The sequence below is a fragment of the Streptomyces sp. SID14515 genome, assembly GCF_010548505.1.
Taxonomy (GTDB): Bacteria; Actinomycetota; Actinomycetes; order Streptomycetales; family Streptomycetaceae; genus Streptomyces; species Streptomyces caviscabies.
This window is the reverse complement of record NZ_JAAGMH010000144.1, coordinates 157,204-182,138: the sequence shown is the minus strand read 5'-3', so window position 1 is coordinate 182,138 and position 24,935 is coordinate 157,204. Positions and strand designations below refer to the sequence as shown.

7 protein-coding genes are annotated in these 24,935 nt (G+C 70.6%); all 7 read left to right on the top strand.

What is annotated here, in order from left to right; translation table 11 throughout:
• The first annotated feature begins 226 nt into the window (after positions 1-226).
• The 7 genes from G3I54_RS35695 to G3I54_RS35665 all read left to right on the top strand — a co-directional run bounded on the left by G3I54_RS35695 (position 227) and on the right by G3I54_RS35665 (position 24,858).
• Positions 227-961, top strand: a complete 735-nt coding sequence (locus G3I54_RS35695) for an alpha/beta fold hydrolase (protein ID WP_164620951.1) — start codon at positions 227-229, stop codon at positions 959-961.
• Positions 962-973: 12 nt separating this feature from the next.
• Positions 974-1,798, top strand: coding sequence for an SDR family oxidoreductase (locus tag G3I54_RS35690; RefSeq protein WP_164620949.1), 825 nt, complete (start codon positions 974-976; stop codon positions 1,796-1,798).
• Positions 1,799-2,010: 212 nt separating this feature from the next.
• Positions 2,011-4,716 carry an amino acid adenylation domain-containing protein gene (locus G3I54_RS35685; RefSeq protein ID WP_343240504.1) on the top strand — a complete coding sequence of 902 codons (2,706 nt, stop codon included), beginning with the start codon at positions 2,011-2,013 and terminating at the stop codon, positions 4,714-4,716.
• 2 nt (positions 4,717-4,718) lie between these two features.
• Entirely contained in the window at positions 4,719-11,183 is a 6,465-nt protein-coding gene (locus G3I54_RS35680) for a non-ribosomal peptide synthetase (RefSeq protein ID WP_164620945.1), read from the top strand.
• A gap of 31 nt (positions 11,184-11,214) precedes the next feature.
• Positions 11,215-22,947 carry a non-ribosomal peptide synthetase gene (locus tag G3I54_RS35675; RefSeq protein WP_164610158.1) on the top strand — a complete coding sequence of 3,911 codons (11,733 nt, stop codon included), beginning with the start codon at positions 11,215-11,217 and terminating at the stop codon, positions 22,945-22,947.
• 91 nt (positions 22,948-23,038) lie between these two features.
• Complete coding sequence (locus tag G3I54_RS35670; RefSeq protein ID WP_164610160.1) at positions 23,039-24,064, top strand: ATP-binding cassette domain-containing protein; 1,026 nt, start codon at positions 23,039-23,041, stop codon at positions 24,062-24,064.
• The gene (locus tag G3I54_RS35665) at positions 24,061-24,858 is read left to right on the top strand and encodes an ABC transporter permease (protein ID WP_164610162.1); all 798 of its coding nucleotides are present in this window, start codon (positions 24,061-24,063) and stop codon (positions 24,856-24,858) included. Before G3I54_RS35670 ends, G3I54_RS35665 begins: the two co-directional genes overlap by 4 nt.
• Positions 24,859-24,935: the final 77 nt, after the last annotated feature.

Here is a 24,935-nt window from a genome sequence, read left to right as displayed (position 1 = left end):
CGGCGTCTGAGAATAATGACTTCCTCAGCATGGTGGGCGACCTGTAATCCCCTCAAGTGAAGCTGCAGCAAACTGCCATGAGGAGCGGCGGAGGGTGCTGCTGCCGATGGCAGCTTGTTGCCGAGGAGATTGCCGGGGAAAAGCTGCCGCCCGCAGGATGGCACGGGCCGGGTGCAAGCCCTGCCCGCCGGACCTTTTCTTTCGTCGAAAAAGGAAGACATTGACGATGGCTACCGATCCCTTTTACGGCGATGCCCGAGACCGTGCGGACTGCGCATTGGTGTGCCTGCCTTTCGCGGGTGGGGGCGCCGGGTTCTACCGAGGATGGAAGGACCTGCCGGAGGGCAGCCCGGACGTCATCCCGCTGCAGCTGCCGGGACGCGAGGAACTTTTCCTCGACGAGCTCTTCCGCGACGCCGTCGTGGCCGGCGAGCGGCTCGCCCAGGGGGTCGCCGAGCTGACCCGGGGGTACCGCCGCGTCGCCCTGTTCGGCCACAGCCTCGGGGCCGTTCTCGCGTACGAGATCGCCCGCAACCTCGACCGGGAGGGCGACCTCAGGCCCGTCCACCTCTTCGTCAGCGGATCCCCCGGACCGTGGACCGGCCGCAGCGACCGGGCCACCGGCCTCGACGACGACGCGTTCCTCGGCCAGGTCGAGGCGTTCGCGGGCTACAAGCACGAGGCTCTGGAGGACCCCGACATGCGGGAGCTGCTGCTGCCGCTGCTGCGTGCCGACGTCGAGATGCACGAGAACTACCGGCCGCTGTCCCGGGACCGGCTGGGAATCCCCGTCACCTCGCTGCGCGGGACCACGGACGACCTGGTGACCAGGGAACAGGCCGAGGAGTGGCGGGAGACGACCGCCGCGGAGTTCGGGTTCCAGGAGATCCCGGGCCACCACATGTACCTGGCCGACGACCCGGCGCCGCTGCTGGCCGCCATCACCCGCACGCTCGGCTGAGAGGCCCGGACCATGCAGCTGAAGGGCAAGACAGCCGTCATCACGGGTGCGGCGCGCGGCCTCGGCCGCGCCTGCGCCACCCGGTTCGCCGAGGAGGGCGCCGACCTCGTCCTGCTGGACATCGCGCAGGATCTCGACGGGGTGCCCTATCCCCTCGGTTCCACCGGACAGCTGGAGCACACCGCCGACCTCTGCCGGCGGCACGGAGCCGCCGTGCTCGCGCTCGGCGCCGACGTCCGCGGCGCCGATGCGTGCCGGACGGCGGTCGACCAGGCTCTCGACCGGTTCGGGTCCGTGCAGGTGCTGGTCAACGGTGCTGGGATCGCGGCCCCTTCGGGTAAGGCGGTCCATGAGATCACCGAGGACGAGTGGGATCTCATGGTCGACACGGATCTCTCCGGCGCCTGGCGGATGATGAAGACCGTCGTTCCCTCGATGGTCGCCGGGAACGAGGGCAGCGTCATCAACATCGCCTCGACCGCCGGGCTCGTCGGCTACCGCCACTTCGCCGGATACGTCGCCGCCAAGCACGGGCTGATCGGCCTCACCAAGGCCGCCGCCCTGGACTACGCCCCGCACCGCGTACGCGTCAACGCGCTCTGCCCCGGCTCCGTACGGGACGACCCGCTGGTCGAGGGCCGCATGCTCGCCGAGATCGCCCGCTCCCTCGACGTGGCCGTCGAGGAGCACGAGGAGATCTTCGTACAGGCACAGCCGATGAACAGGCTCGTCGAGCCGGACGACATCGCGGGAGCCGCCCTCTGGCTGGCGGGTGACGACTCGCGCCAGGTGACCGGCACCACGGTCACCGTCGACGGAGGCTTCACCGCCCGCTGAGCGGCGTTCCTCCGCTCCCGCCTCTCCCTCGCTCTTGCCCTGCCCCGCCCTAGCTTCGATCACCTTCGCCCCGCAGGAGTCCGCATATGTCGACAGCTGTCCGCTACCGTGTGGCCGTTCCCGTCGGTGCGGGCCGGTTGCCGGCCGCCCGGGCAAGGTCGTGCCACAGCCTCACCATTCGGGTCGCCGATGGCGCCGCCGCTCCGAGGACCGTGGGCGGCGTTCGCCTCTGGCACGAGGCCGTTCCGGCCGCCTCCTCGTCCCCGGCCGCACAGGCGCGACGGGACACCGAGGCCGGAAGGCCGCTCGCCCCGTCGGGCCCCCCGGTCCGTGCTGTGCTGCTGCGGTACGCCGACGGCCCGGCCGACCTCGTACTGGTCGCCCGGCGCGCGGCGCTGAGCGAGCGGGAGCTGCGGGAGCTGGCGGCGTCCCTGCCGGGGGGAACCGGACCGGACGTTCCGGCCGTGGCGGACCGTCGGCCGACGCCCGCCGGCGGCGAACGCCCCCGTGTCGCATGGGGTCTCGGCGAACCGTCCCACACGGGCCGCACGGGCACGGCGGGGGTGGAGATCAAGGCCCAGGAGCCGTCCGACGAGCTGCTGCTGGCCGCCGTCGGCCTGGTGCTGGCCCGGTACTCGGCGGGGGAGGACACCGCCGTCGCCGTGTTCGACGCGGAGAGCACCGATGGCGAGACCTCGGTGTTCTCCGTACCCGTGGACGAGGATCAGGACGCCGCCGCGTACGTCGCCCGGTGGCGTGCCACGGACGGTGTTCCGCTCGACGACCGTGGGCCGGTGCCCACCGTGGGGGTGTACGTCAGCACGCAGCGGCCCGGCGTGCACTACCAGCCCTTCCTCGCACCACCGCTCCCTCTCGTCCTGCACTGGCGACGCGAGGCGGACCGCTCGGTCTCCGGCGTCCTCAGCTATGACGAGGGCGAGACCGATCCCGGCATCGCCCGCGCCTTCGCACGCCATGTCGCCCACGTGGCAGAACAGTTGGCCGACGGACGAGCCGCCGGCGGGGGCGGCTCCCTCGCCGGTGTCGACCTCATGTCCAAGGGCGAGGCGCTGGAGACCGTGGACCGCGGCATCACCCCCTCCGTCGCCGCCCCGGGGACGCAGGACCGCACCATCCACGGTCTGTTCGCGGAGGTCGCGCGCAGCCGGCCGGCCGCGCCCGCTGTGGTCGAGGGCGACACCCGGCTCAGCTACGCACAGCTCGACGAACGCGCGGAGCGGATCGCCCGGGGACTGCGCCTGCTCGGCGTCGCGCCCGGCGGCCTTGTCGGCGTGGCCCTGGACCGTACGGCGGAGCTCGTCGCGACCCTCCTCGGCGTCCTCAAGGCGGGGGGCGCGTATGTCCCCATGGATATCCGCTACCCGCAGGAACGTCTGCGCTACACCGTGGACAGCGCGGGAATGCGGATCGTCATCGGAGCCGCCGACACGTTCCCGCGCGTCGAGGGGGTGAAGGTGATCTCTCCGGCGGATCTGATCGCCCTCGCCGACCGTGCGGCCGACGGACTTCCTCCGCTCGCCGAGGACGAATCCGCGGCCGCCTACGTCATCTTCACCTCGGGCTCCACCGGCCGGCCCAAGGGCGTCGTCGTCCCGCACCGCAACGTCGCCGCCCTGGTGGAAGGCGTCCGGGAGGACTTCGCGCTGAACGGATCCGACGTATGGACCTTCTTCCACTCCAGCGCCTTCGACTTCTCCGTCTGGGAGATCTGGGGCTGCCTGCTGACCGGCGGTGAACTCGTCGTGGTGCCCTACTGGGTGACGCGGGACACCGAGCTCTTCTACGACCTGGTCGTCGAACGGGGCGTGACCGTTCTCAGCCAGACCCCGTCCGCCTTCGCCCAGTTCGTCGAGGCCGACGGCCGACTGCGTTCGCCGCTGGCCCTTCGCCTGGTCGTGTTCGGCGGTGAACCGCTGGACGTCTCCATGCTGGTGCCGTGGTTCGCCCGCCACTCCCACACCCGCTGCCGGCTCTCCAACATGTTCGGGATCACCGAGACCACGGTCCATGTCACGGAGCAGACCGTGAAGCCCGCCGATGTCGTCGCCCGGACCCGTTCCGTCGGGCGGGCGATGCCCGGCTGGTCCCTGTCGGTGCGCGACCCCCGGGGCCGTGTGCTGCCCGCGGGAGCGTCCGGGGAGATCTACGTCGGCGGCGCCGGCGTGGCGCAGGGCTATCTCCACCAGCCCGAACTCACCGCGCAGCGCTTCGTCGACGACCCGTACGGCAGCGGTCGGATCTACCGCAGTGGCGACCGCGGCCGCCTGCGGCCGGACGGTCGGCTCGACCATCTGGGCAGGCTGGACAACCAGGTCAAGATTCGCGGCCACCGGATCGAACTCGACGAGATCCGCAATGTACTCCTCGGCCACCCGGGCGTGTCCGGGGCGGCGGTGGTGCTCCGCCACGAAACCCCGGGTGACACGGCGACGGCACGCATCGACGCGTACGTGTCACTCGGCGACGCGAGCGTGTCCGAGGCCGACGTGTCCACGCATGCCAGCGGTGTGCTGCCGGACTACATGATGCCCGCCTCGGTGACCCGGGTGGACGCCATTCCGCTGACCATCAACGGCAAGGTGGACACCGCCGCCCTTCCCGAGCCCGCCGTCCACGGCAGGGCGGCCGAGGGCACCGCCGCACCGGCCTCCGGGCCCGGCACCGCCGACGATCCCCTGGCCGACGAGGTGCTCGCGCTGTGGAGCCGGATTCTGGGCACCGAGGTCGGGACCGGCGACAACTTCTTCGAGCTCGGCGGCAATTCGCTGCTGGTGATCCGGCTGCTCCGGGAGATGCGGGACCGGGGGCTGCCCCGGGTCTCCACCCAGGACTTCTACCGCAATTCGGTCGCGACGCAGTTCATTCAGCTGGTCCGCGGCGCCAATGGAGGTAACTAGCCGTGTCCGTACGACAGGACGTTTCCCTGCCGCTGACCGCCGCCCAGTCGGGTATCTGGTACGCACAGCAGCTGAATCCGCAGAACACGATCTTCCTCCTGGGCGAGTACCTCGACATCGAAGGCCCCCTGGACACGGAGCTGGTCGAAGAGGCCCTGCGCCACGTGGTCGAGGAGGCGGACACGCTGCGCGTCCGCTTCGAGCAGGCGGACGGTGAGCCGACGCAACGAGTGGTGCCCGCGGCGGACTTCGCTTTCGAACCCGTCCGGCTCGACTTCACCACCGAGAACGATCCGCAGGAGGCCGCCCGTGCCTGGATGGCCGCGGAACTGGACCGCCCGGTGGATCCGCTGCGGGATCCGCTGTTCCTGTTCGCCCTGCTCAAGGTCGGTGAGGAACGGCATTTCTGGTTCTACCGCTATCACCACCTGCTCGCCGACGGCTACACCGTCGTCGTCATCGCGCAGCGCGTACCGGAGATCTACTCGGCGCTGGCATCCGGGCTCCCTGTCGGCGACAGCCCCTTCGCACCGCTGACCGACCTGCTCGACGAGCACGCCGCGTACCAGGGCTCCGAGCGCCGGGTCAGGGACCGGGACCACTGGGCGGAGCGGATGGCGGACGCGCCCGAGCCCGTCAGCCTGTCCGGACGACAGCCCGGTGCGGTGTTCGAGCTCGTCCACCGCACCGCGCACCTGCCGCAGGAGGAGACCGACCGTCTGCGCAACCTCGGCCGTGCGGCCGAGACCTCCTGGCCACCGGTGCTGTTCGCCTCGGTCGCCGCCTACCTCCAGCGGCTGACCGGCGAGCGAGAAGTGATCCTCGGGCTGCCGGTGTCGAACCGGCTGGGCCGCACCGCGCTGAGCGTGCCGTCCATGGTGTCCAACGTCCTGCCCCTGCGGATCGCCTTCCCCGACGGCGTCACCGTCGCTGAGCTGATGCACCAGGTCTCGGCCGAGCTGCGCGGAGCCACCCGCCACCAGCGCTACCCGTACGAGGACATCCGCCAGGACCTCGGCATGCTGGCCGCCGACCGTCGGCTGGTCGGCCCGCACGTCAATCTCATGATGTTCGACCACAAGCTGTCCTTCGGCGAGGTCCCCTCCCGGCCCTGCACGCTGGCCACCGGGCCCACCGACGACCTGTCCTTCCTGATCTACGACCGCACGACCGAGGCCGGTCTGCAGATCGACTGCGACGCCAACGCGGACCTCTACGACGAGGTCGCTCTGGAGGCCTACCAGGAAGGCTTCCTGACCTTCCTCCGGGAACTCTCAAAGGCGGGCCCGCACCAGCGCGTCGACGCACTCGCCGTCTCCGACCGCGCCCAGCAGGTACGGGACGGGGCACGGGCAGCCCTCGCCGCGGGCCAGGAGAGCAGCCGGCAGGACGGCGTCCCGGAGCCGTCCCCGGCCGGAGCCGCCCCGGCGCACCGCCCCCGCACGCCGCAGGAAGAGATCGTCTGCGCCCTCGCCGCGGAGGTCTTCGAGACGGAGAAGGTCGAGGTCGACGACAACTTCTTCCTCATCGGCGGACGTTCGCTGCACATCACCAAGCTGGTGAGCAAGGTGCGCAAGGCCTTCAAGGCGGAGATCCCGCTCCGCAGCGTCTTCGAGAACCCGACGGTCGCGGGTCTGGTCGAGCAGCTGGCCGGGGCCCGGGGCGCGAGGCAGCCGCTCGTCGCCGCCGAGCGCCCCGCGGAGATCCCGTTGTCGCCCGCCCAGCAGCGGCTGTGGTTCCTCAACCAACTCGGCGGCCAGGACTCCGTGTACAACGAAGCGGTGGCCATCCGGCTGCGGGGCAAGCCCGACACCCCGGCGCTCCGGGCAGCCCTGAACGACGTCGTCGCGCGTCACGAGAGCCTGCGCACGATCCACCCGGAAGCGGACGGACAGGCACGTCAGCTCATCCTCGATCCGGTGGCCGCGGATGTGGCGCTGCCCGTCGTACCGGTCACCTGGGACCGGCTTCCGGCCGCGCTGGCGGAGGAGGCCCGGGAGGGGTTCGACCTCGGCGCCGAGATACCCGTGCGCGCCCGGTTGCTCGTGCCGGCCGAGGACGAGTGCGTCCTACAACTCGTGGTCCATCACATCGCCTGTGACGGCTGGTCCGTGACCCCGTTCACCCGGGATCTGTCCGTCGCGTACGCGGCGCGGTGTGCCGGCCGGGAGCCGGTGTGGGAGCCGTTGCCGGTGCAGTACGCCGACTATGTGCTGTGGCAGCGCGACCTGCTGGGCGACGCCGCCGAGGAAGGCAGCGAGCTGGCCCGGCAGCTGCGCTACTGGCGCGAGGCGCTGGACGGGCTGCCCGAGGAGATCGCGCTGCCGATCGACCGGCCGCGGCCCGCCGTGGCCACCCATGACGGGGGGCGCGTCCCGTTCGAGCTGCCCGCGCGGACCCACGAACAGCTCAGGGAACTGGCGGCCGACAGCGGCGCCAGCTTGTTCATGGTGGTCCAGGCGGGTCTGGCGGCTCTGCTGTCGCGGTTCGGTGCGGGCTCGGACATCCCGATCGGATCACTGATCGCGGGGCGTACGGACGCGGCGCTGGACGATCTGGTCGGGTTCTTCGTCAATACGCTGGTGCTGCGTACGGACACGTCGGGGGATCCGACGTTCCGCGAACTGCTGGACCGGGTACGCGAGAGCGACCTGGCGGCGTACGCGCATCAGGACCTGTCCTTCGAGCGGCTGGTGGAGGAGATCAATCCGGCCAGGTCGCTGGCCCGGCACCCGCTGTTCCAAACCGCGCTCGACGTACAGAGCAGCGATGGTTCGCGGCTGGATCTGGCGGGGCTCGAAGCCGAGTCCGAGCTGATGGACACCGGGAGCGCCCGCTTCGACCTCTTCTTCCGGCTCGTGGAGTTGCGGGATGGGGAGGGTGGTGCCGCGGGTGTGTCGGGGCGGCTGGAGTTCGCCCGGGATCTGTTCGACGAGGAGACGGCGCGTCGGCTGGCGGCGGGTCTGGTGCGGTTGCTGAAGGCGGTCGCGGCCGATCCGCGGGTACGGGTCGGTGAGCTGGACGTGCTGTCCGCGGTGGAGCGTGGGTGGGTGGTCGAGGGATGGAACGCGACCGACCACACGGTGACACCGGGAACCCTGGTCTCCGGGTTCGAGGAACAAGTGGCCCGCACCCCGGACGCACCGGCTGTTCTCTTCGAGGACCAGGCTGTCACATATGCGGAACTGGACACCCGGGCGAACCAGCTCGCCCACGCACTGGTGGCCCGGGGAGTGGGGCCGGGAACGTTCGTCGCGGTCGCCGCCCCCCGCTCCGTGGAACTGGTCACCGCCCTCTACGCCGTCCTGAAAGCGGGCGCCGCGTACGTACCGGTCGACCCGGACTACCCCGCCGACCGCATCAGCACCATCCTCCAGGACGCCACCCCCGCACTCCTCCTCACCACCACCAACACCGCCCCGCAACTGCCCACAACACCAGTGCCCCAGCTCCTGCTGGACACCGACCAGGGCCGGGGCACCGAACACCCCGCACACCGCCCCGACGTGACAGTCGCACCGAACGCACCCGCCTACGTGATCTTCACATCCGGTTCCACCGGACGCCCCAAGGGCGTCGTGGTCGGACACGACGCGATCAACAACCGCCTCGCCTGGATGCAGGACACCTACCAACTCGACACCACCGACCGGGTCCTGCAGAAAACACCCTCAGGCTTCGACGTCTCCGTCTGGGAATTCTTCTGGCCCCTGCGCACCGGCGCGACCCTCGTCCTCGCCCGCCCCGAAGGCCACAAAGACCCCGCCTACCTCACCACCCTCATCCAGAACACCGGCATCACCACCGCCCACTTCGTGCCCTCCATGCTCCAGGCCTTCCTCACCGAACCCACCACCCCCCACTGCACCACCCTGCGCCGGATCATCTCCTCCGGCGAAGCCCTCCCCACCGACACCGCCCACCGCTTCCACACCCAACTCCCCACCACCCAACTCCACAACCTCTACGGCCCCACCGAAGCCGCCGTCGACGTCACCGCCCACCACACCACCACCACCAGCAGCAGTGGAAGTGACACCACCAGTAGTGGTGGCAGTGGAAGCAGTGGCAGTGGCAGTGGCAGTAGTGGTGGCAGTAGTAGTGGCAGTGGTGGTGGTGTTCCGATCGGGCGGCCGATCTGGAACACCCGCACCTACATCCTCGACAACGCCCTGCGCCCCGTCCCCGTCGGCGTCCCCGGAGAGCTCTACCTCGCCGGAATCCAACTCGCCCACGGCTACACCCACCGCCCCGCCCTCACCGCCGAACGCTTCACCGCCAACCCCCACAGCACCACCGGCGAACGCATGTACCGCACCGGCGACATCGCCCGCTGGACCACCGACGGCACCATCGAATACCAAGGCCGCAGCGACGACCAGATCAAACTCCGCGGCTTCCGCATCGAACTCGGCGACATCGAAACCGCACTCACCACCCACCCCCACATCACCCACACCACCGTCCTCCTCCGCGAAGACCAACCCGGCAACAAACAACTCATCGCCTACACCCTCCCCACCCCCGGACACACCCCCCACCCCGACCAACTACGCACCCACGCAGCCACCCACCTCCCCGACCACATGATCCCCGCAGCATTCATCACACTCACCGAACTCCCCCTCACCGCGAACGGGAAGCTGGACCGCAAAGCCCTCCCCGCACCCGACTTCAGCCGCCAAGTCGTCGGCCGCAGCCCCCGCAACCCCCGCGAAGAACTGCTCTGCACCCTCTTCGCCGAAACCCTCAACCTCGACACCGTCACCATCGACGACAACTTCTTCAACCTCGGCGGCGACAGCATCGTCTCCATCCAGCTGGTCAGCCGCGCCCGTGCGGCCGGGCTCGTCTTCACACCGCGTGACGTCTTCCAGCAGCGCACCGTCGAGGCGCTCGCCGCCATCGCGGTGGCCTCCGACGGCAGCGCGGTCGACACCCCGAACGACCCCGAAGCGGGGACCGGTGACCTCCCGGCGACGCCGATCATCCACTGGCTGTCCGAGGCAGGCGGCGAGATCGACGGCTTCTACCAGGCCATGGTCGTCCGGACGCCCGCCACCGCCACCGTGGAGACACTCACCACGACGCTCCAGTCCCTCATCGACCACCACGACATCCTGCGCCTGCGGACCACGCGGACCGAGGGCCGCCCATGGACGTTCACCGTCCGGCCCAAGGGTGACGTCGACGCCGCGTGGATCCTGCGCCGCGTCGACACCGCCGGCGTCCACGGCGGCGAACTGCGCAGCCTGATGGCGAAGGAGACCAAGCCGGCTCAGGACGCACTCGCGCCCGACGACGGTGTCGTGCTCCAGGCCGTCTGGTTCGACGGTGGTCCGGGCGTCGAAGGGCGCCTGCTCCTGATGGCGCACCACCTGGTCGTGGACGGAGTCTCCTGGCGCATACTCCTCCCGGATCTCGCCACCGCGCACGATGCGGCCGAGGCCGGACGCGAGCCCGACTTCGGACAGCCCGGAACCTCCTACCGCGGCTGGGCCCAGGGGCTGGTCGAGGCCGCCTCCACCGAGGCGCGCACCGCGGAGCTGGACACCTGGACCGCCATGCTCGGGGCCGAGGACCCGCTGCTCGGCAACCGTCCTCTCGACCCGGACCGGGATACCGCGGCCACCAGTCGCGCGCTCTCCGTGGAACTTCCCCCTCATCTCACCGAGCCTCTGCTCACCACCGTTCCCGCCGTCTTCCACGCGGGTGTCAACGACATCCTCCTCACCGGCTTCGCACTGGCCGTCGCCGACTGGCGACGTCGCCGCGGGCAGAACACCACCGGGACGCTCATCGACCTGGAGGGGCACGGCCGTGAGGAACTCGTCCCCGGCACCGACATCTCCCGCACCATCGGCTGGTTCACCAGCCTCTACCCCGTACACCTCTCCCCCGGCGTCACCGAAGACGCCTGGGAAGAGATCCGGACCGGCGGCCCCGCCGTCGGCAACGCCGTCAAGAGCATCAAGGAACAGCTCAGGGCCCTGCCCGACAACGGCGCCGGCTACGGCCTCCTCCGCCACCTCAACCCCGACACCGCACCCACCCTCGCCGCCCTCCCCACCCCCCAGATCAGCTTCAACTACCTGGGCCGCTTCGAACTGGCCGGCAAGAAGGGCGGCTCCGGCGGGACGACCGCCTGGTCCCCCGCTCCCGAGGCGGACAGCGGGGTGAGCGGCGGCAGCGACGACGGCATGCGGCTCAGGTACGCGTTCGTCCTCAGTGCCGCGGCGATCGACGGACCCGACGGGCCCACCCTGACGGCCGGCTGGTCCTGGCCGCGGGAACTGATCGACGAGGAAGACGTACGCGACCTGGCGGAGAGCTGGTTCCGGGCCCTGGAAGCGATCGTCACGCACGCCGAAGGGCCGGACGCCGGCGGTCGCACCGCCTCCGACTTCTCGCTCGGAGGCCTGTCGCAGGACGAGATCGCCGAGTTCGAAGACGACTTCCTGCTCTGAGCGGAGATCACTGATGCCGAAGGAAAACGCAATGACGAAGTCCGGTCTCGAAGATGTTCTCCCGCTCTCGCCCATGCAGCAGGGGCTGCTGTTCCACTCGATGTACGACGAGGACGACGCCGACGTCTACACCATCCAGCTCAGCTTCGCGATCGAGGGTGAGCTGGACGCGGAAGCCCTGCGCCGGGCCGCTGCCGGCGTGTTGCGCCGGCACGCGAGTCTGCGAGCCGGATTCCGGCCCCGTAAGAACGGCGAACCGGTCCAGCTGATCTCCCGCGAAGTGGAACTGCCGTGGGCCGATGCCGATCTGCGTGGTCTGTCCGACGCCGAACGCGAACGGGAACTGGACCGGCTGATCGCCGAGGACCGCGCCCGCCGGTTCGACCTGGCCCGTCCTCCGCTGGTGCGCTTCACCCTCATCAGGGTCGGGCAGGACCGCTACCGGTTCCTGGTGACGCACCATCACATCCTGTTGGACGGATGGTCGTTCGCCCGTGTTCTGGGCGAGCTGTTCGAGCTCTACGGCACCGGCGGTGACGATTCCGGGCTGCCTCGTGTGACGCCGTACCGCGAGTACCTCGGCTGGCTGGACCGGCAGGACCGCCCGGCCGCCGAAGCGGCCTGGCGGCATTCCCTGGCGGGCCTCGACGGGCCCTCGCTGCTCGCCACCGGAAGCCGGAGCACCTCGCTCAGCCGGGGGCAGCTCACCGTGGAACTGTCGGCCGAGCGGACCGCGGCGCTCGGCCGGGCCGCCCGGCGGGCGGGGGTGACGGTCAACACCGTGGTCCAGGCGGCCTGGGCCATGGTGCTGGGGCGGTTGGCCGGCCGCGACGACGTGGTGTTCGGTGCGACGGTCTCGGGCCGTCCGGCCGACATCCCCGGGGTCGAGTCGATGGTGGGTCTGTTCATCAACACCCTGCCGGTCAGGGTCCGCATCGATCCCTCCGAGAGCCTGAACGATCTGCTGGCCCGGATCCAGGACGAGCAGTCGGAGCTGATGCCTCACCAGCACCTGGGGCTCAACGAGATCCAGCGACTGAGCGGGCACAGCGAACTCTTCGACTCGATCCTCGTCTTCGAGAACTTCCCGGTCGACTCGCAGAGCCTCCAGAAGTCCTCCGGTGCGCTCGGCATCGTGGCGAGCGAGAACCGCGACGACACGCACTACCCGCTCACCATCGCCGTACTCGTCGGCGAGACCATGGAACTCGCCCTGGCCTACCAGCCGGATGTGCTGGATCCCGCGCTGGCGCGGTCTCTCGCCGACAGCCTCGTGCTTCTTCTCAGCACGGTCGACGAGGACGCCGAGCGTCCGGTCGGGCTGCGGCAGTTCGGCTCCCCCGAGCAGAACGCGCTGCTGCTGGCGCAGAGCACGGGACCCGTGCTGGAGTTGCCGGCCGAGGAGACGCTGCACGGCCTGCTGGAGTCGCAGGCGGCACTCACCCCGGACGCCACGGCTCTGGTGTGCGGCACGGAGCGGCTGACGTTCGCGGAGCTCAACGGCCGCGCCAACCGCATGGCCCGACTGCTCGTCGAGCGGGGGGCCGGGCCCGAGCGGGTCGTGGCGCTCTCGCTGCCCCGCTCGGCGGACCTGGTCGTGGCCCTGTACGCGGTGCTCAAGTCGGGCGCCGGGTATCTGCCCCTGGACCCGGAGTACCCGGCCGACCGGGTGGCGTACCTCTTCGACGACGCTGCTCCGGCGTGCCTGATCACGCATCACGGCACCGCGGCGGGTCTGCCCGACGTGGCGGCCGGGACACCACGGGTCGTCCTGGACGACCCCGCGGTCGAGCGGGCCCTGGCCGGTCTGCCGGACAAGGACCTCGTCCAGGCCGACCGGATCGCCCCGGTGGGGGCCGACCACCTCGCGTACGTGATCTACACCTCGGGTTCGACGGGCCGGCCCAAGGGTGTGGCGGTCGAGCACCGCAACGCCGTGAGCCTCTTCCACAGTCAGCGGGCCCAGCTCTTCCGGCCCGGGTCACAGGCGCTGGGTGACCGGCGGGTGCGCGCCGGTGTCACGGCGGCCTTCACCTTCGACGCGTCGGTCAACGGTCTGATCTGGATGCTGGACGGCCATGAGCTGCACGTCATCGACGACGAGGTGCGCCGGGACCCGGAGCAGATGGTCGGCTACGTGCGGCAGCAGCGCCTCGACTTCGTCTTCTCCACGCCGACCTATCTGCGGCAGCTGCTGGCGGCCGGGCTGATGGATGCCGCCGAGCACCGCCCGCGTCTGCTGGAGATCGGCGCCGAGGCGACCGACGACGCTCTCTGGCAGGAGATGCGGGAACTGCCCGACGTATCCGCCTTCAACTACTACGGCCCGACCGAATGCACCGTCGTCACCCTCTGCCTCCCCTTCGCGGAGAGCGAGAAGCCCCTGATCGGCAGGGCGCTGGGGAACACCCGGGCCTATGTCCTCGACAGCCGGCTGCGGCTGCTTCCCGCGGGCATGGCGGGCGAGCTGTACATCGCGGGACCGCAGGTGACTCGCGGCTATCTCGGGCGCTCGGCGCTGACATCCGAGCGGTTCGTGGCGGACCCGTACGGCGTCCCGGGCGAGCGGATGTACCGTACCGGCGATGTCGTGCGCCGCACGGCCGACGGGCTGCTGGAGTACCTGGGGCGCGCGGACGACCAGGTGAAGATCCGCGGCTTCCGCATCGAGCTCGGCGAGATCGACTCGGTGCTGACGGGCCACCGGTCGGTCGCGCACAGCGCGGTGGTGGTGCGGGAGGACCAGCCCGGCGTCAAGCGCCTCGTCGCCTATGTCGTCCCGGCCGGCCGGAGCGCCGACACCGAGGTGCTGCGCGCCCATGTGTCGGACCGGGTGCCGGAGTACATGGTGCCGTCGGCGTTCGTCGTCCTGGACGCCCTGCCGATGACCGCCAACGGGAAGCTGGACCGCAAGGCACTGCCCGCACCCGACTTCAGCCGCCAGGTCGTCGGCCGCGGCCCGCGCACCCCGCGCGAGGAACTGCTCTGCGGGCTGTTCGCGGAGGTTCTCGGCCTGCCGGAGGTCGGTATCGACGACAGCTTCTTCGAGCTCGGTGGCGACAGCATCATCTCGATCCAGCTCGTCAGCCGGGCCCGCCGTGCGGGACTGGCTCTCACGCCCCGTGACGTCTTCCAGCTGCGGACCGTGGAGGCGCTGGCCGCCTCCGCACAGCTCTCCGACGAGGCGGGGAGCAGCACCTCCGAAGGGTCCGGGCCGGACAGCGCGACGGGCGCGGTGCCGCTGACGCCGATCATTCACCATCTGCGGGAGACCGGCGGTCCCGTGGACGGGTTCAACCAAGCCATGATGATGCAGGTCCCGGGCGACTACGACCTCGGGACGCTGACCAAGGCGTTCCAGGGGGTGCTCGACCACCACGACGCGCTGCGGTTGCGGCTGGACAGGACGCCGGACGGCACCTGGTCGCTGGAGGTTCCCCCCCGGGGCGCTGTCCGGGCCGAGGATGTCGTGCGGCGGGCCGACGCGCGTGCCGTGCCTCTGAGCGAGGCCGCGCAGGCCGCCCAGGAGCGGCTGTCCCCCGGCGACGGGGTGATGGTGCAGGTGGTGTGGCACGACGCGGGGCCCGACGCTCCCGGGCAGGTTCTTTTCATGGCGCATCACCTCGTCGTGGACGGAGTGTCCTGGCGCATCCTGATGCCCGATCTCGTCGCCGCGTACGAGGCGGTCTCGGCCGGCCGTGAGCCGGACCTGGAGCCGGTGGGCACCTCGTTCCGCGCCTGGGCCGACGGGCTGGTGCGGGCGGCCGGGGAGCGTACCGGCGAGCTGGACATCTGGACCGCCATGCTCCAGGGCGAGGATCCCCTGCTCGGCTCCCGCCCGCTCGACGCGCGCCGTGACGTCGTGGCGACGTCCGGGGGCCTGTCGGTCTCGCTGCCCGCCGACATCACGCGGGCGCTGCTGTCCCAGGTGCCCGCGGCGTTCCACGCGGGCGTCAACGACGTACTGCTCACCGGCTTCGCACTGGCGGTGACGGACTGGCAGCGGCGGCGGGGCCGCGACTGCTCCAGCGCGTTGATCGACCTGGAGGGGCACGGCCGTGAGGAACTCGTCCCCGGCACCGACATCTCCCGCACCATCGGCTGGTTCACCAGCCTCTACCCCGTACACCTCTCCCCCGGCGTCACCGAAGACGCCTGGGAGGACGTATGGACCGGCGGCCCCGCCGTCGGCAACGCCGTCAAGAGCATCAAGGAACAGCTCAGGGCCCTGCCCGACAACGGCGCCGGCTACGGCCTACTCCGCCACCTCAACCCCGACACCGCACCCACCCTCGCCGCCCTCCCCACCCCCCAGATCAGCTTCAACTACCTGGGCAGGCTGGGCGGTTCGGCCTCCGAGGAGGAAGGCGACTCCGGGAGCGGGCTGGGCGGAGCCGCCGACCCCCAGATGCCGCTGACCCACGCGCTGACGCTCAACTCGATGGCACGGGAGACGCCCCAGGGGCCGTCCCTGGTCGCCAACTGGTCCTGGCCGCGGGAGCTGTTCGACGAGGACGAGGTGCGGGACCTGGCCCAGACCTGGTTCCGCGCCCTGCGGGCGATCGTCACGCACGCCGAAGGGCCGGGTACGGGCGGCCACACGCCGTCCGACCTCTCGCTGGTCCGGCTGGCGCAGAGCGAGATCGACGAACTGGAGGCCGGGCAGCCGAAGCTGGCGGACGTTCTGCCGCTCGCCCCGCTCCAGGAAGGTCTGCTCTTCCACGCCCTCTACGACCAGCAGGGCTACGACGTCTACACCGTCCAGTTCTCCTTCGAGATCGGCGGTGAGCTGGACGGCGCGGCGCTCCGGGCGGCCGCGGACGCCCTCCTCAAGCGCCACGCCAACCTGCGGGCCGGGTTCCGGACTCTGGACAACGGGGAGGCCGTCCAGGTGATCCCGGCCGAGGTGAGGCTGCCGTGGTCCGAGCTCGACCTCAGTGGTCTGTCTCCATCGCGCCGTGAGGCCGAGCTGGCCCGTCACCTGGACGAGGACCGCAACCGGCGCTTCGATCTGACCGCTCCCCCGCTGGTGCGGTTCAGTCTGGTCGCCCTCGGTGAGGGGCAGCACCTCTTCACGATCACCAACCACCACATCCTGCTGGACGGCTGGTCCTACCCGGTGCTGCTGGGAGAGTTGTTCGAGCTGTACGCCGCGCAGGGGGACGACTCCGCTCTACCCCGGGTGGCCCCTTACCGGGACTACCTCGTCTGGCTGGCCAAGCAGGACCGCGGTGCTGCCGCGGAGGCGTGGACCCGGGCGCTCGACGGCCTCGACGAGCCGACGCTGCTGGCGCCGGTGGACCCCGGGCGGTTGCCGGTCGTCCCGGAGCGGATCTCGCGGGAGCTGTCACCGGAGTTCGCGGTGGCCCTGCGTGAGAGGGCCCGTGAACACGGCGTCACGCTGAACACGCTCATGGGGGTCGCCTGGGCCATCACCCTGGGGCACCTGACCGGCCGGGACGACGTGGTGTTCGGCACCACGGTGTCGGGCCGGCCGCCGGAGATCCCGAACATCGAGTCGATGGTGGGGCTGTTCATCAACACCCTGCCGGTACGGGTCCGGCTCGACCCCGCCGAAACGGTGGGCGACCTCCTGCGCCGCGTCCAGGACCAGCAGTCCGAGCTGATGGCCCACCAGCACGTGGGGCTCACCGACATCCGGGAGATGACCGGGTTGGGCGAGCTCTTCGACACGATCCTCGTGTACGAGAACTACCCGGTGGACAACGAGGCGATGGCCCAGTCGCTCGGCGATCTGACGGTTCGGGGCACCGAGCCCCTCGACGCCACGCACTACCCGATCGGCGTCACGGTGATGCCGATGGGCGAACGGCTGCTGGTGCGGGCGGACTACCGCGGCGATGTCTTCGCTCCGGAAGCCGCCGAACGCGTCCTCGGTCACCTGCTGCGGGTGGCCGAGGCGATGACCGATCCGCTGCGTCCGGTGCGCGAGCTCGATGTGCTGTCCGACGCCGAGCGCCGCCGGCAGCTCGTCGACTGGAACGACACGGCCCGCGACGTGCCCGACGAGGTCCTCGCGGAGCTGTTCGAGGCCCAGGCCGCGCGGACACCCGACGCCGACGCGCTGCTGTCCGGCGGCACACGCCTGTCCTACGCGCAGCTCAACACCCGGGCCAATCGGCTGGCACGGCTCCTGATCGCCCGCGGGGTCGGACCGGGGAGTTACGTGGCGGTGGCCCTGCCGCGGACCGCGGAGCTGCCGATCGCTCTGCTCGCGGTGGCCAAGACCGGCGCGGCGTACCTGCCGATCGATCCGGACTACCCGGCGGACCGGGTCTCGTACATCTTCTCGGACGCGCGGCCCGTCTGTGTGATCGCCGGCACGAGCACGGCGACGGGACTGCCGGTGGACCCCTCCGACCTGGTCGTCGTCGACGACGGGACCACGCAGGCCGCTCTGGCGGCCCTCTCGGGGGAGGACCTGGCCGCCGTGGAGCGGACCGGTCCGCTCTCGCCCGCGAGCCCGGCGTACGCCATCTACACCTCCGGTTCCACGGGCCGGCCCAAGGGTGTCGTGGTGTCGGCCGGGAACCTGGTCAACTTCCTCTTCGCCATGCGTGAGCGGGTGTCTCCGCAGCCGTCCGACCGGCTGCTCGCCGTGACGACGGTGGCGTTCGACATCGCGGGACTTGAGCTGTATTTGCCGCTGGTCTGCGGAGCGTCGGTGGTGATCGCCGCCTCGGACGAGGTCCGGGACACCGCGCTCCTCGCCGAGCTGGTGAGGAGCACGGGGGCGACCATCCTGCAGGCGACCCCTTCGCTCTGGCAGAGTCTGGTCACCGAGCGCCCCGAAGCCGTGCGCGGCCTGCACATGCTGGTCGGCGGGGAGGCACTGCCCGCCCCGCTGGCCCGGGCGATGGCCGAGCTCGGTTCCCGGGTCGTCAACCTCTACGGCCCGACGGAGACGACCATCTGGTCCGCCGCCGCCGAGGTCTTCGCCGAGGGCGACCCGTCCATCGGGCGTCCCATCGCCAACACCCAGGTGTATGTGCTGGACGCCGGGCTGCGGTTGATGCCGGCGGGCATACCGGGAGAGCTCTACATCGCGGGAGAGGGAGTCGCACACGGGTACCGCGGTCGGCCGGGCCTGACCGCCGAGCGCTTCGTCGCCAGCCCCTTCGGCACCGCGGGCGAGCGGATGTACCGCACCGGCGACCTGGTGAAGTGGCGGCCGGACGGACAGCTGGAATTCGTGGGCCGCGTCGATCACCAGGTGAAGATCCGCGGTTTCCGGATCGAACTGGGCGAGATCGAGAGCGCCGTCGCCGCCCATCCGGCCGTCGGCCAGGTCACGGCGCTGGTCAGGGAGGACCGGCCGGGCGACAAGCGTGTGGTGGCCTACGTCGTGCCCGCGCGGAGCGATGAGGAGCCGGACGCCGACGAGCTGCGGAGCCGGGCGGCGCTGACGCTTCCGGAATACATGCTGCCCTCGGCCTTCGTGGTACTGAAGTCGTTCCCGCTGACGCCGAACGGAAAGCTGGACCGCAAGGCCCTGCCCGCGCCCGACTTCGGCAGCCTGGCCTCGTCCCGCGACCCCCGGAACCCGCGTGAGGAGGTCCTCTGCACGCTCTTCGCGGAGATCCTCGGCCTGGAGACCGTAGGAATCGACGACAGCTTCTTCCAGCTCGGGGGCCACTCCCTCCTCGCCACCCGCCTGGTCAGCCGCGTCCGTACGGTGTTCGACGTCGAACTCGCGGTGCGCGAGATCTTCGAACAGCCGACCGTCGCCGGGCTCGCGCAGCGCCTGGACACCGCCGACGGCTCCCGTCAGGCGCTGGGCGTGATGCGGCGTCCGGCGGAGATCCCGTTGTCGCCGGCCCAGCGGCGGCTGTGGTTCCTCAACCGCTTCGAGGGGCCGAACGCCGCGTACAACATTCCGCTCGCCACCAGGCTGCTCGGCGACGTGGACCCCGCTGCCCTCCAGGCCGCGCTGCGCGATGTGGTGGACCGTCACGAGAGTCTGCGGACGGTCTTCCCCGACACCGACGGCCGCCCCCGCCAGGACATCCTCAGCTCCACGGCGACCGCCCTGGAGCTGCCGGTCACGGTGGTGTCCTCGGAGGAACTGGACGGCGCGGTGGGCGCCGCGGCCCGGGAGGGCTTCGACCTGGCGCGGGACATCCCGCTGCGGGCGCGGCTCTTCCGGGTCTCCGCCGACGAGCACGTGCTGCTGATCGTGGTGCACCACATCGCGGGCGACGGCTGGTCGCTGACGCCCCTGGCACGGGATGTGGCGACGGCTTACCGGGCGCGGCTGTCCGGGGCGGCACCGGAGTGGGAACCGCTGCCGGTCCAGTACGCGGACTACACGCTGTGGCAGCGGCAGGTGCTGGGCGAGGAGAGCGATCCGGCCGGCGCGCTGGCCGGACAGCTGGACTACTGGCGTGCGGCGCTGGCGGATCTCCCGGAGGAGATACCGCTGCCCATGGACCGGCCCCGGCCGCCGGTGGTGGACTACCGGGGCCGGACGATTCCGCTGCGGCTGCCCGCGCACATCCATCAGCGGGTGGTGGACCTGGCGCACGCGTGCGGTGCGAGTGTGTTCATGGTGATGCAGGCCGCGGTCGCGGCCCTGCTGGGCAAGCTGGGCGCCGGGGACGACATCCCGCTCGGCAGCGTGATCGCGGGCCGCACCGACGAGGCGCTGGACGATGTCGTCGGCTTCTTCGTCAACACGCTGGTCCTGCGCACCGACCTCTCGGGCAATCCGTCCTTCCGCGAGCTCGTCGAACAGGCCAGGGCGACCGACCTGGCCGCCTACGCCCACCAGGACGTGCCCTTCGAGCGCCTGGTGGAGGAGCTCAACCCGGTCCGTTCCATGGCCAGGCACCCCCTTTTCCAGGTCATGCTGGTGTTCCAGAACAACGCGACCGTGCAGACCGAGGTGCCCGGGGCCCGGATGATCCCGTACCCGACGGGCACGGACGTCGCCAAGTTCGACCTGTCGTTCCAGTTCGGCGAGCGGCTGGGCCCGGACGGCGCCCCGGCGGGCATCGAGGGCAGCATCGAGTTCGCGCTGGAGCTCTTCGACCCGGAGACGGTCGAGGCGCTGGCCGTGCGGCTGGAGCGGTTCCTCGACGTGGTGACCGCCGATCCCGCGCGCGCTGTCGCAGGTGTCGACGTCCTCACCCCGCAGGAGCGGCGGACGATTCTGGTCGAGTGGAACGACACCGAGCGGCCCGTCGAACCGGTCACCCTGCCCGGGCTCTTCGAGGCCCAGGTGTCCCGCACCCCGTCGGCGGTCGCCGTGGACGCCGGGCATCTCAGGCTCACCTACGCGGAGCTGAACGAGCGCGCCAACCGGCTCGCGCACGCCCTGGTCGAACGCGGTGTGGGGCCCGAGTGCGTCGTCGCCCTCGCGCTGCCCCGCTCGGTGGACATCGCGGTGGCGCAGCTCGCCGTGGTGAAGGCCGGCGCCGCCTATCTGCCGGTGGACCCGGACTATCCGGCCGAACGCATCGCCTACATCCTCGATGACGCGGCCCCGGTGCTGGTCATCACCGACACGGAGCACGCCGGGCGGCTTCCGGAGGGCGGTGGCGCACCGCGCCTCCTCCTGGACGACGCCGATCTCTCCGGGCACCCGACGCACAACCCGGCGGTGCCGATCCACACGGCACAGCCCGCGTACCTCATCTACACGTCCGGTTCGACCGGCCGCCCCAAGGGCGTCGTGGTCACCCACCACGGGCTGGCCAGCTTCGCGGCCGTGGAGGTGGAGCGGTTCGACGTGACCGGGGACAGCCGGGTACTGCAGTACGCGTCACCCAGCTTCGACGCGTCGGTGCTGGAGATCTGCATGACGTACGCGGCGGGCGCCACGCTCGTGGTCCCGCCCCCGGGGCCGCTGGCCGGGGACGTCCTGGCCGAGGTGCTGCTGGAACTCGAGGTGACGCACGCGCTGATTCCGCCCGCGGCGCTGGCATCGGTACCGGCCGGCGGCTTCCCCGCTTTCCGGTCCCTGGTGGTCGGCGGTGACGCCACCTCGGCGGAACTCGTCGACCGGTGGGCTCCGGACCGCCGGATGGTGAATGCCTACGGTCCGACCGAGTCCACCGTCGCGGCCACGATCGGCCAACCGCTGACGGCCGGCACGGGCACTCCGACGATCGGGCGTCCGGTGCACAACAGCCGGGTGTACATCCTGGACTCGGGTCTGAGCCCGGTCCCGGCCGGAGTCGCCGGTGAGCTGTACATCGCCGGCGCCGGCCTGGCACGTGGCTATCTCGGCCGGACCCCGCTGACCTCGGAACGGTTCGTCGCCTGCCCGTTCGGCGGTCCGGGCGAGCGGATGTACCGGACCGGCGACCTGGCCCGCTGGACGGCAGAGGGGGAGATCAGGTACCTGGGGCGCGCGGACAACCAGGTGAAGATCCGCGGCTTCCGCATCGAGCTGGGAGAGATCGAGTCCGCGCTGCTCTCCCACGGCCGGGTGGCGCAGGCCGTGGTCACCGTCCGGGCGCAGCAGACCGGCGAGCCCGCGCTGGTGGCCTACACGGTGGCCGGGGACGAGGGGGCCGCCGATCAGGCGGAGCTGCGCCGGCACCTGGCGGCGTCCCTGCCCTCGTACATGGTGCCGGCCGCCTTCGTACGGCTCGACGCGCTGCCGGTGACGCCCAACGGAAAGCTCGACCACAAGGCGCTGCCTGCCCCCGATCTCGGGGAGCTGGCGGGGTCGCGCGGTCCGCGCGCGCCCCGGGAGGAGCTGCTGTGCGGTCTGTTCGCAGAGGCCCTGGGCCTGGAACGGGTCGGCATCGACGGCAACTTCTTCGAGCTCGGCGGCGACAGCATCGTCTCCCTTCAGCTCACCAGCCGGATCCGCTCGGTCCTCGGCGTCAAGATCAGCAACCGCGCCCTCTTCGAGACGCCCACCGTGGCATCGCTCGTCGAGAGCCTCGGCTCCGGGTCGTCGAGCGACGGCTTCGAAGGCCTGCTGCCGCTCCGCGCCGACGGGGAGAAGCCGCCCCTGTTCGCGGTGCACGCCACGGGCGGGCTCGCCTGGGGATACGGCGAGTTCCTGAAGCACATCCGCGCCGAGTACCCCGTCTACGGCCTACAGGCACGCGGCTTCAAGCCGGGCGACGAACTGGCCCGGAGCGTACCGGAGATGGCCGCGGACTACATCGAGCAGATCCGTACGGTCCAGCCGCACGGCCCGTACCACCTCATCGGCTGGTCCATGGGTGCGCTGACCGCCTACGAGATCGCCACCCAGCTCCAGGACGCGGGAGAGGAGATCGGCCTTCTGGTCAACCTCGACCAGATTCCGTTCGAGGAGTACTTCGGCGCCGATCAGCCCGAATACACCGAGCAGATCGTCTTCCGCGCACTGCTGATGGTCGCGGGATTCGATGTCGATTCCATCGGTGAGGACGTCGTATTCGAGTACGCCCAGGTCATGGAAATGGTCAGCAGCCGGGACAGCGCCTTGGGGAGCCTCGAACCGCATCACATCGACGCGTTCGCCGAGGTGATGAAGAACAACTACCGCATCGTGACGGAATTCCGTCCCAAGAAGCTGCGGGGCGGCATGACGGTGGTCGTCTCGACCACCGAACACGGTGAGGAGGCCGAGCAGCGCATGGTCGACAAGTGGAGCCCGTACGTCGGCGGGGGCATCGACACCCACCCCCTGGCCGCGACGCACAACGACATGATGTCGCCGGGCGCCGTCTCGGAGATCGGCCGCCTGGTCCACGACCGGCTCCGGTCTCTCGGCGGGCCGCCCGTGGCAGCTAGCTGACTCCTCCCTTGCGGCGGTCCTCCGGCCGCCCCTTTGATGAGCAGAAATGCCCGTAACGCTTGGCCAATCCCCGATGTGGAAGTGGACGGATATGGAGACAGCGATCTCTGCGGAAGGACTCCGCAAGAAATACGCGGACAATGTGGTGCTGGACAGCATCGACCTGTCCGTCGCCAAGGGCGAGGTGCTGGGACTGCTCGGTCCGAACGGTGCGGGGAAAACCACGATCGTGCGTATCCTCGCCACGCTGTTGCCGTACGACAGCGGGAAAGTCACGGTCGCCGGGTTCGACCTCGCCAAGGACAAGCGCGAGATCCGTCGCCGTATCGGTCTGACCGGGCAGTACGCGGCAGTCGACGCCCTGCTCACCGGACGGGAGAACCTCCGTCTGATCGGTGTTCTCCTGGGACTGGGCAAGCGCAAGGCGCACACCAGGGCGGAAGAGCTTCTGGAGCAGTTCGACCTGACGCATGCCGCCGACCGGCAGGCCAAGACGTACTCGGGCGGCATGCGGCGCCGGCTCGACCTCGCCGCAAGCCTCGTCACCACTCCCACCGTGCTCTTCCTCGACGAGCCGACCACCGGCCTCGACGTGACCAGCAGGAAGCTGTTGTGGGGCATGGTCAGGGAGCAGGTGAACAAGGGGGTGTCCGTTCTCCTGACCACGCAGTACCTGGAGGAGGCCGATCAGCTGGCCGACCGGATCGCCGTCCTCAACCAGGGCGGGCTCATCGCCGAGGGCACCCCGGAGGAGCTCAAGCGGAAGGTCGGCGGCGAGCGCCTGGAGGTGTCCGTGGCGACGGAGGCCGACCTTCCGGCCGCGACGCGGGCTGTCGGCCAGGCCTCCGCCGAGGTCCCGTCGATCGACAAGAAGACGAAGACGGTCTCCATACCGCTGGTAGGCGGGGTGAACACCCTCGCCTCGGTGACCACCGCGCTGAAGGAGGCGGCGGTGGAGCCCGTCGACTTCGCGATCCGCCGTTCCTCCATGGACGACGTCTTCCTCGCGCTCACCGGGCAGCCGGTGTCGCCCGAAGAAGCCGACGACGACGAGACAGGCCCGGGGGCCCGACCCACCGCAGAGCGGCAGACCGTTCAGGGAGAGAAAGCGGCATGACCGAGACCCTTGTCCACTCATCCGCCCTCATCGGCCGGCACCTTCGGCATCTGACGCGCACACCACAGCAGTTGCTGAGTGTCACGTTGCTGCCAGTGCTCTTCGTCCTGGTCTTCGGCTATCTCTTCGGCAGCGCGATGGAGGTGCCGGGCGGCCAGTCCTACCAGGACTACATCATGGCCGGCATCTTCGCCCAGGTCGTGCTCGGGAACATGGTCCTGAGTGCCCTCGGCGTGATCTCCGACCTCGACAACGGGCTGATGGACCGCTTCCGGTCGCTGCCGATGTCCCGTTCCGCCGTCCTCATCGGCCGGACCACCCACGATCTGATCCTGACCATCTGGAGCTTCGCGCTCATGACGGTGCCGGGCTATGTGATCGGCTGGCGCGTGCACGAGGGCATTCCGTCGGCCCTGGGCGGATTCGGCGTGATGCTCCTCCTGGGGCTGGCCGCTTCCTGGCTCGGTGCCCTGCTGGGCCTGAAGCTGGCCAACGCCGCGGCGGTGAACGCCCTCGGCTCCATCATCGTGATGCCGCTGGCGTTCCTGTCGAACGCGTTCATCCCGCTCGACGGCCTGCCCGGCTGGATGCAGGCGATCTCCCAGTGGAACCCGGTCAGTTCCGTGGTCCAGGCCACTCGGGAGCTGTTCGGGAACGCACCGCCGGTCCCCGCCGACGCGGCGTTCCCGATGCAGCACGCGGTCCCCATGGCCGTGGCCCTCTCCCTGGCCCTGCTGGTCGTCGCGGTTCCGCTGACGATCCGCGCCTACGAGAAGGCCGCGTCGAAGCAGTAACTCCACCCCACAACGGCAGGGGGCCGGACCGCGACCGCTCATGGACGCTGTCCGGACTCTCTGCGACGAAGACCCTG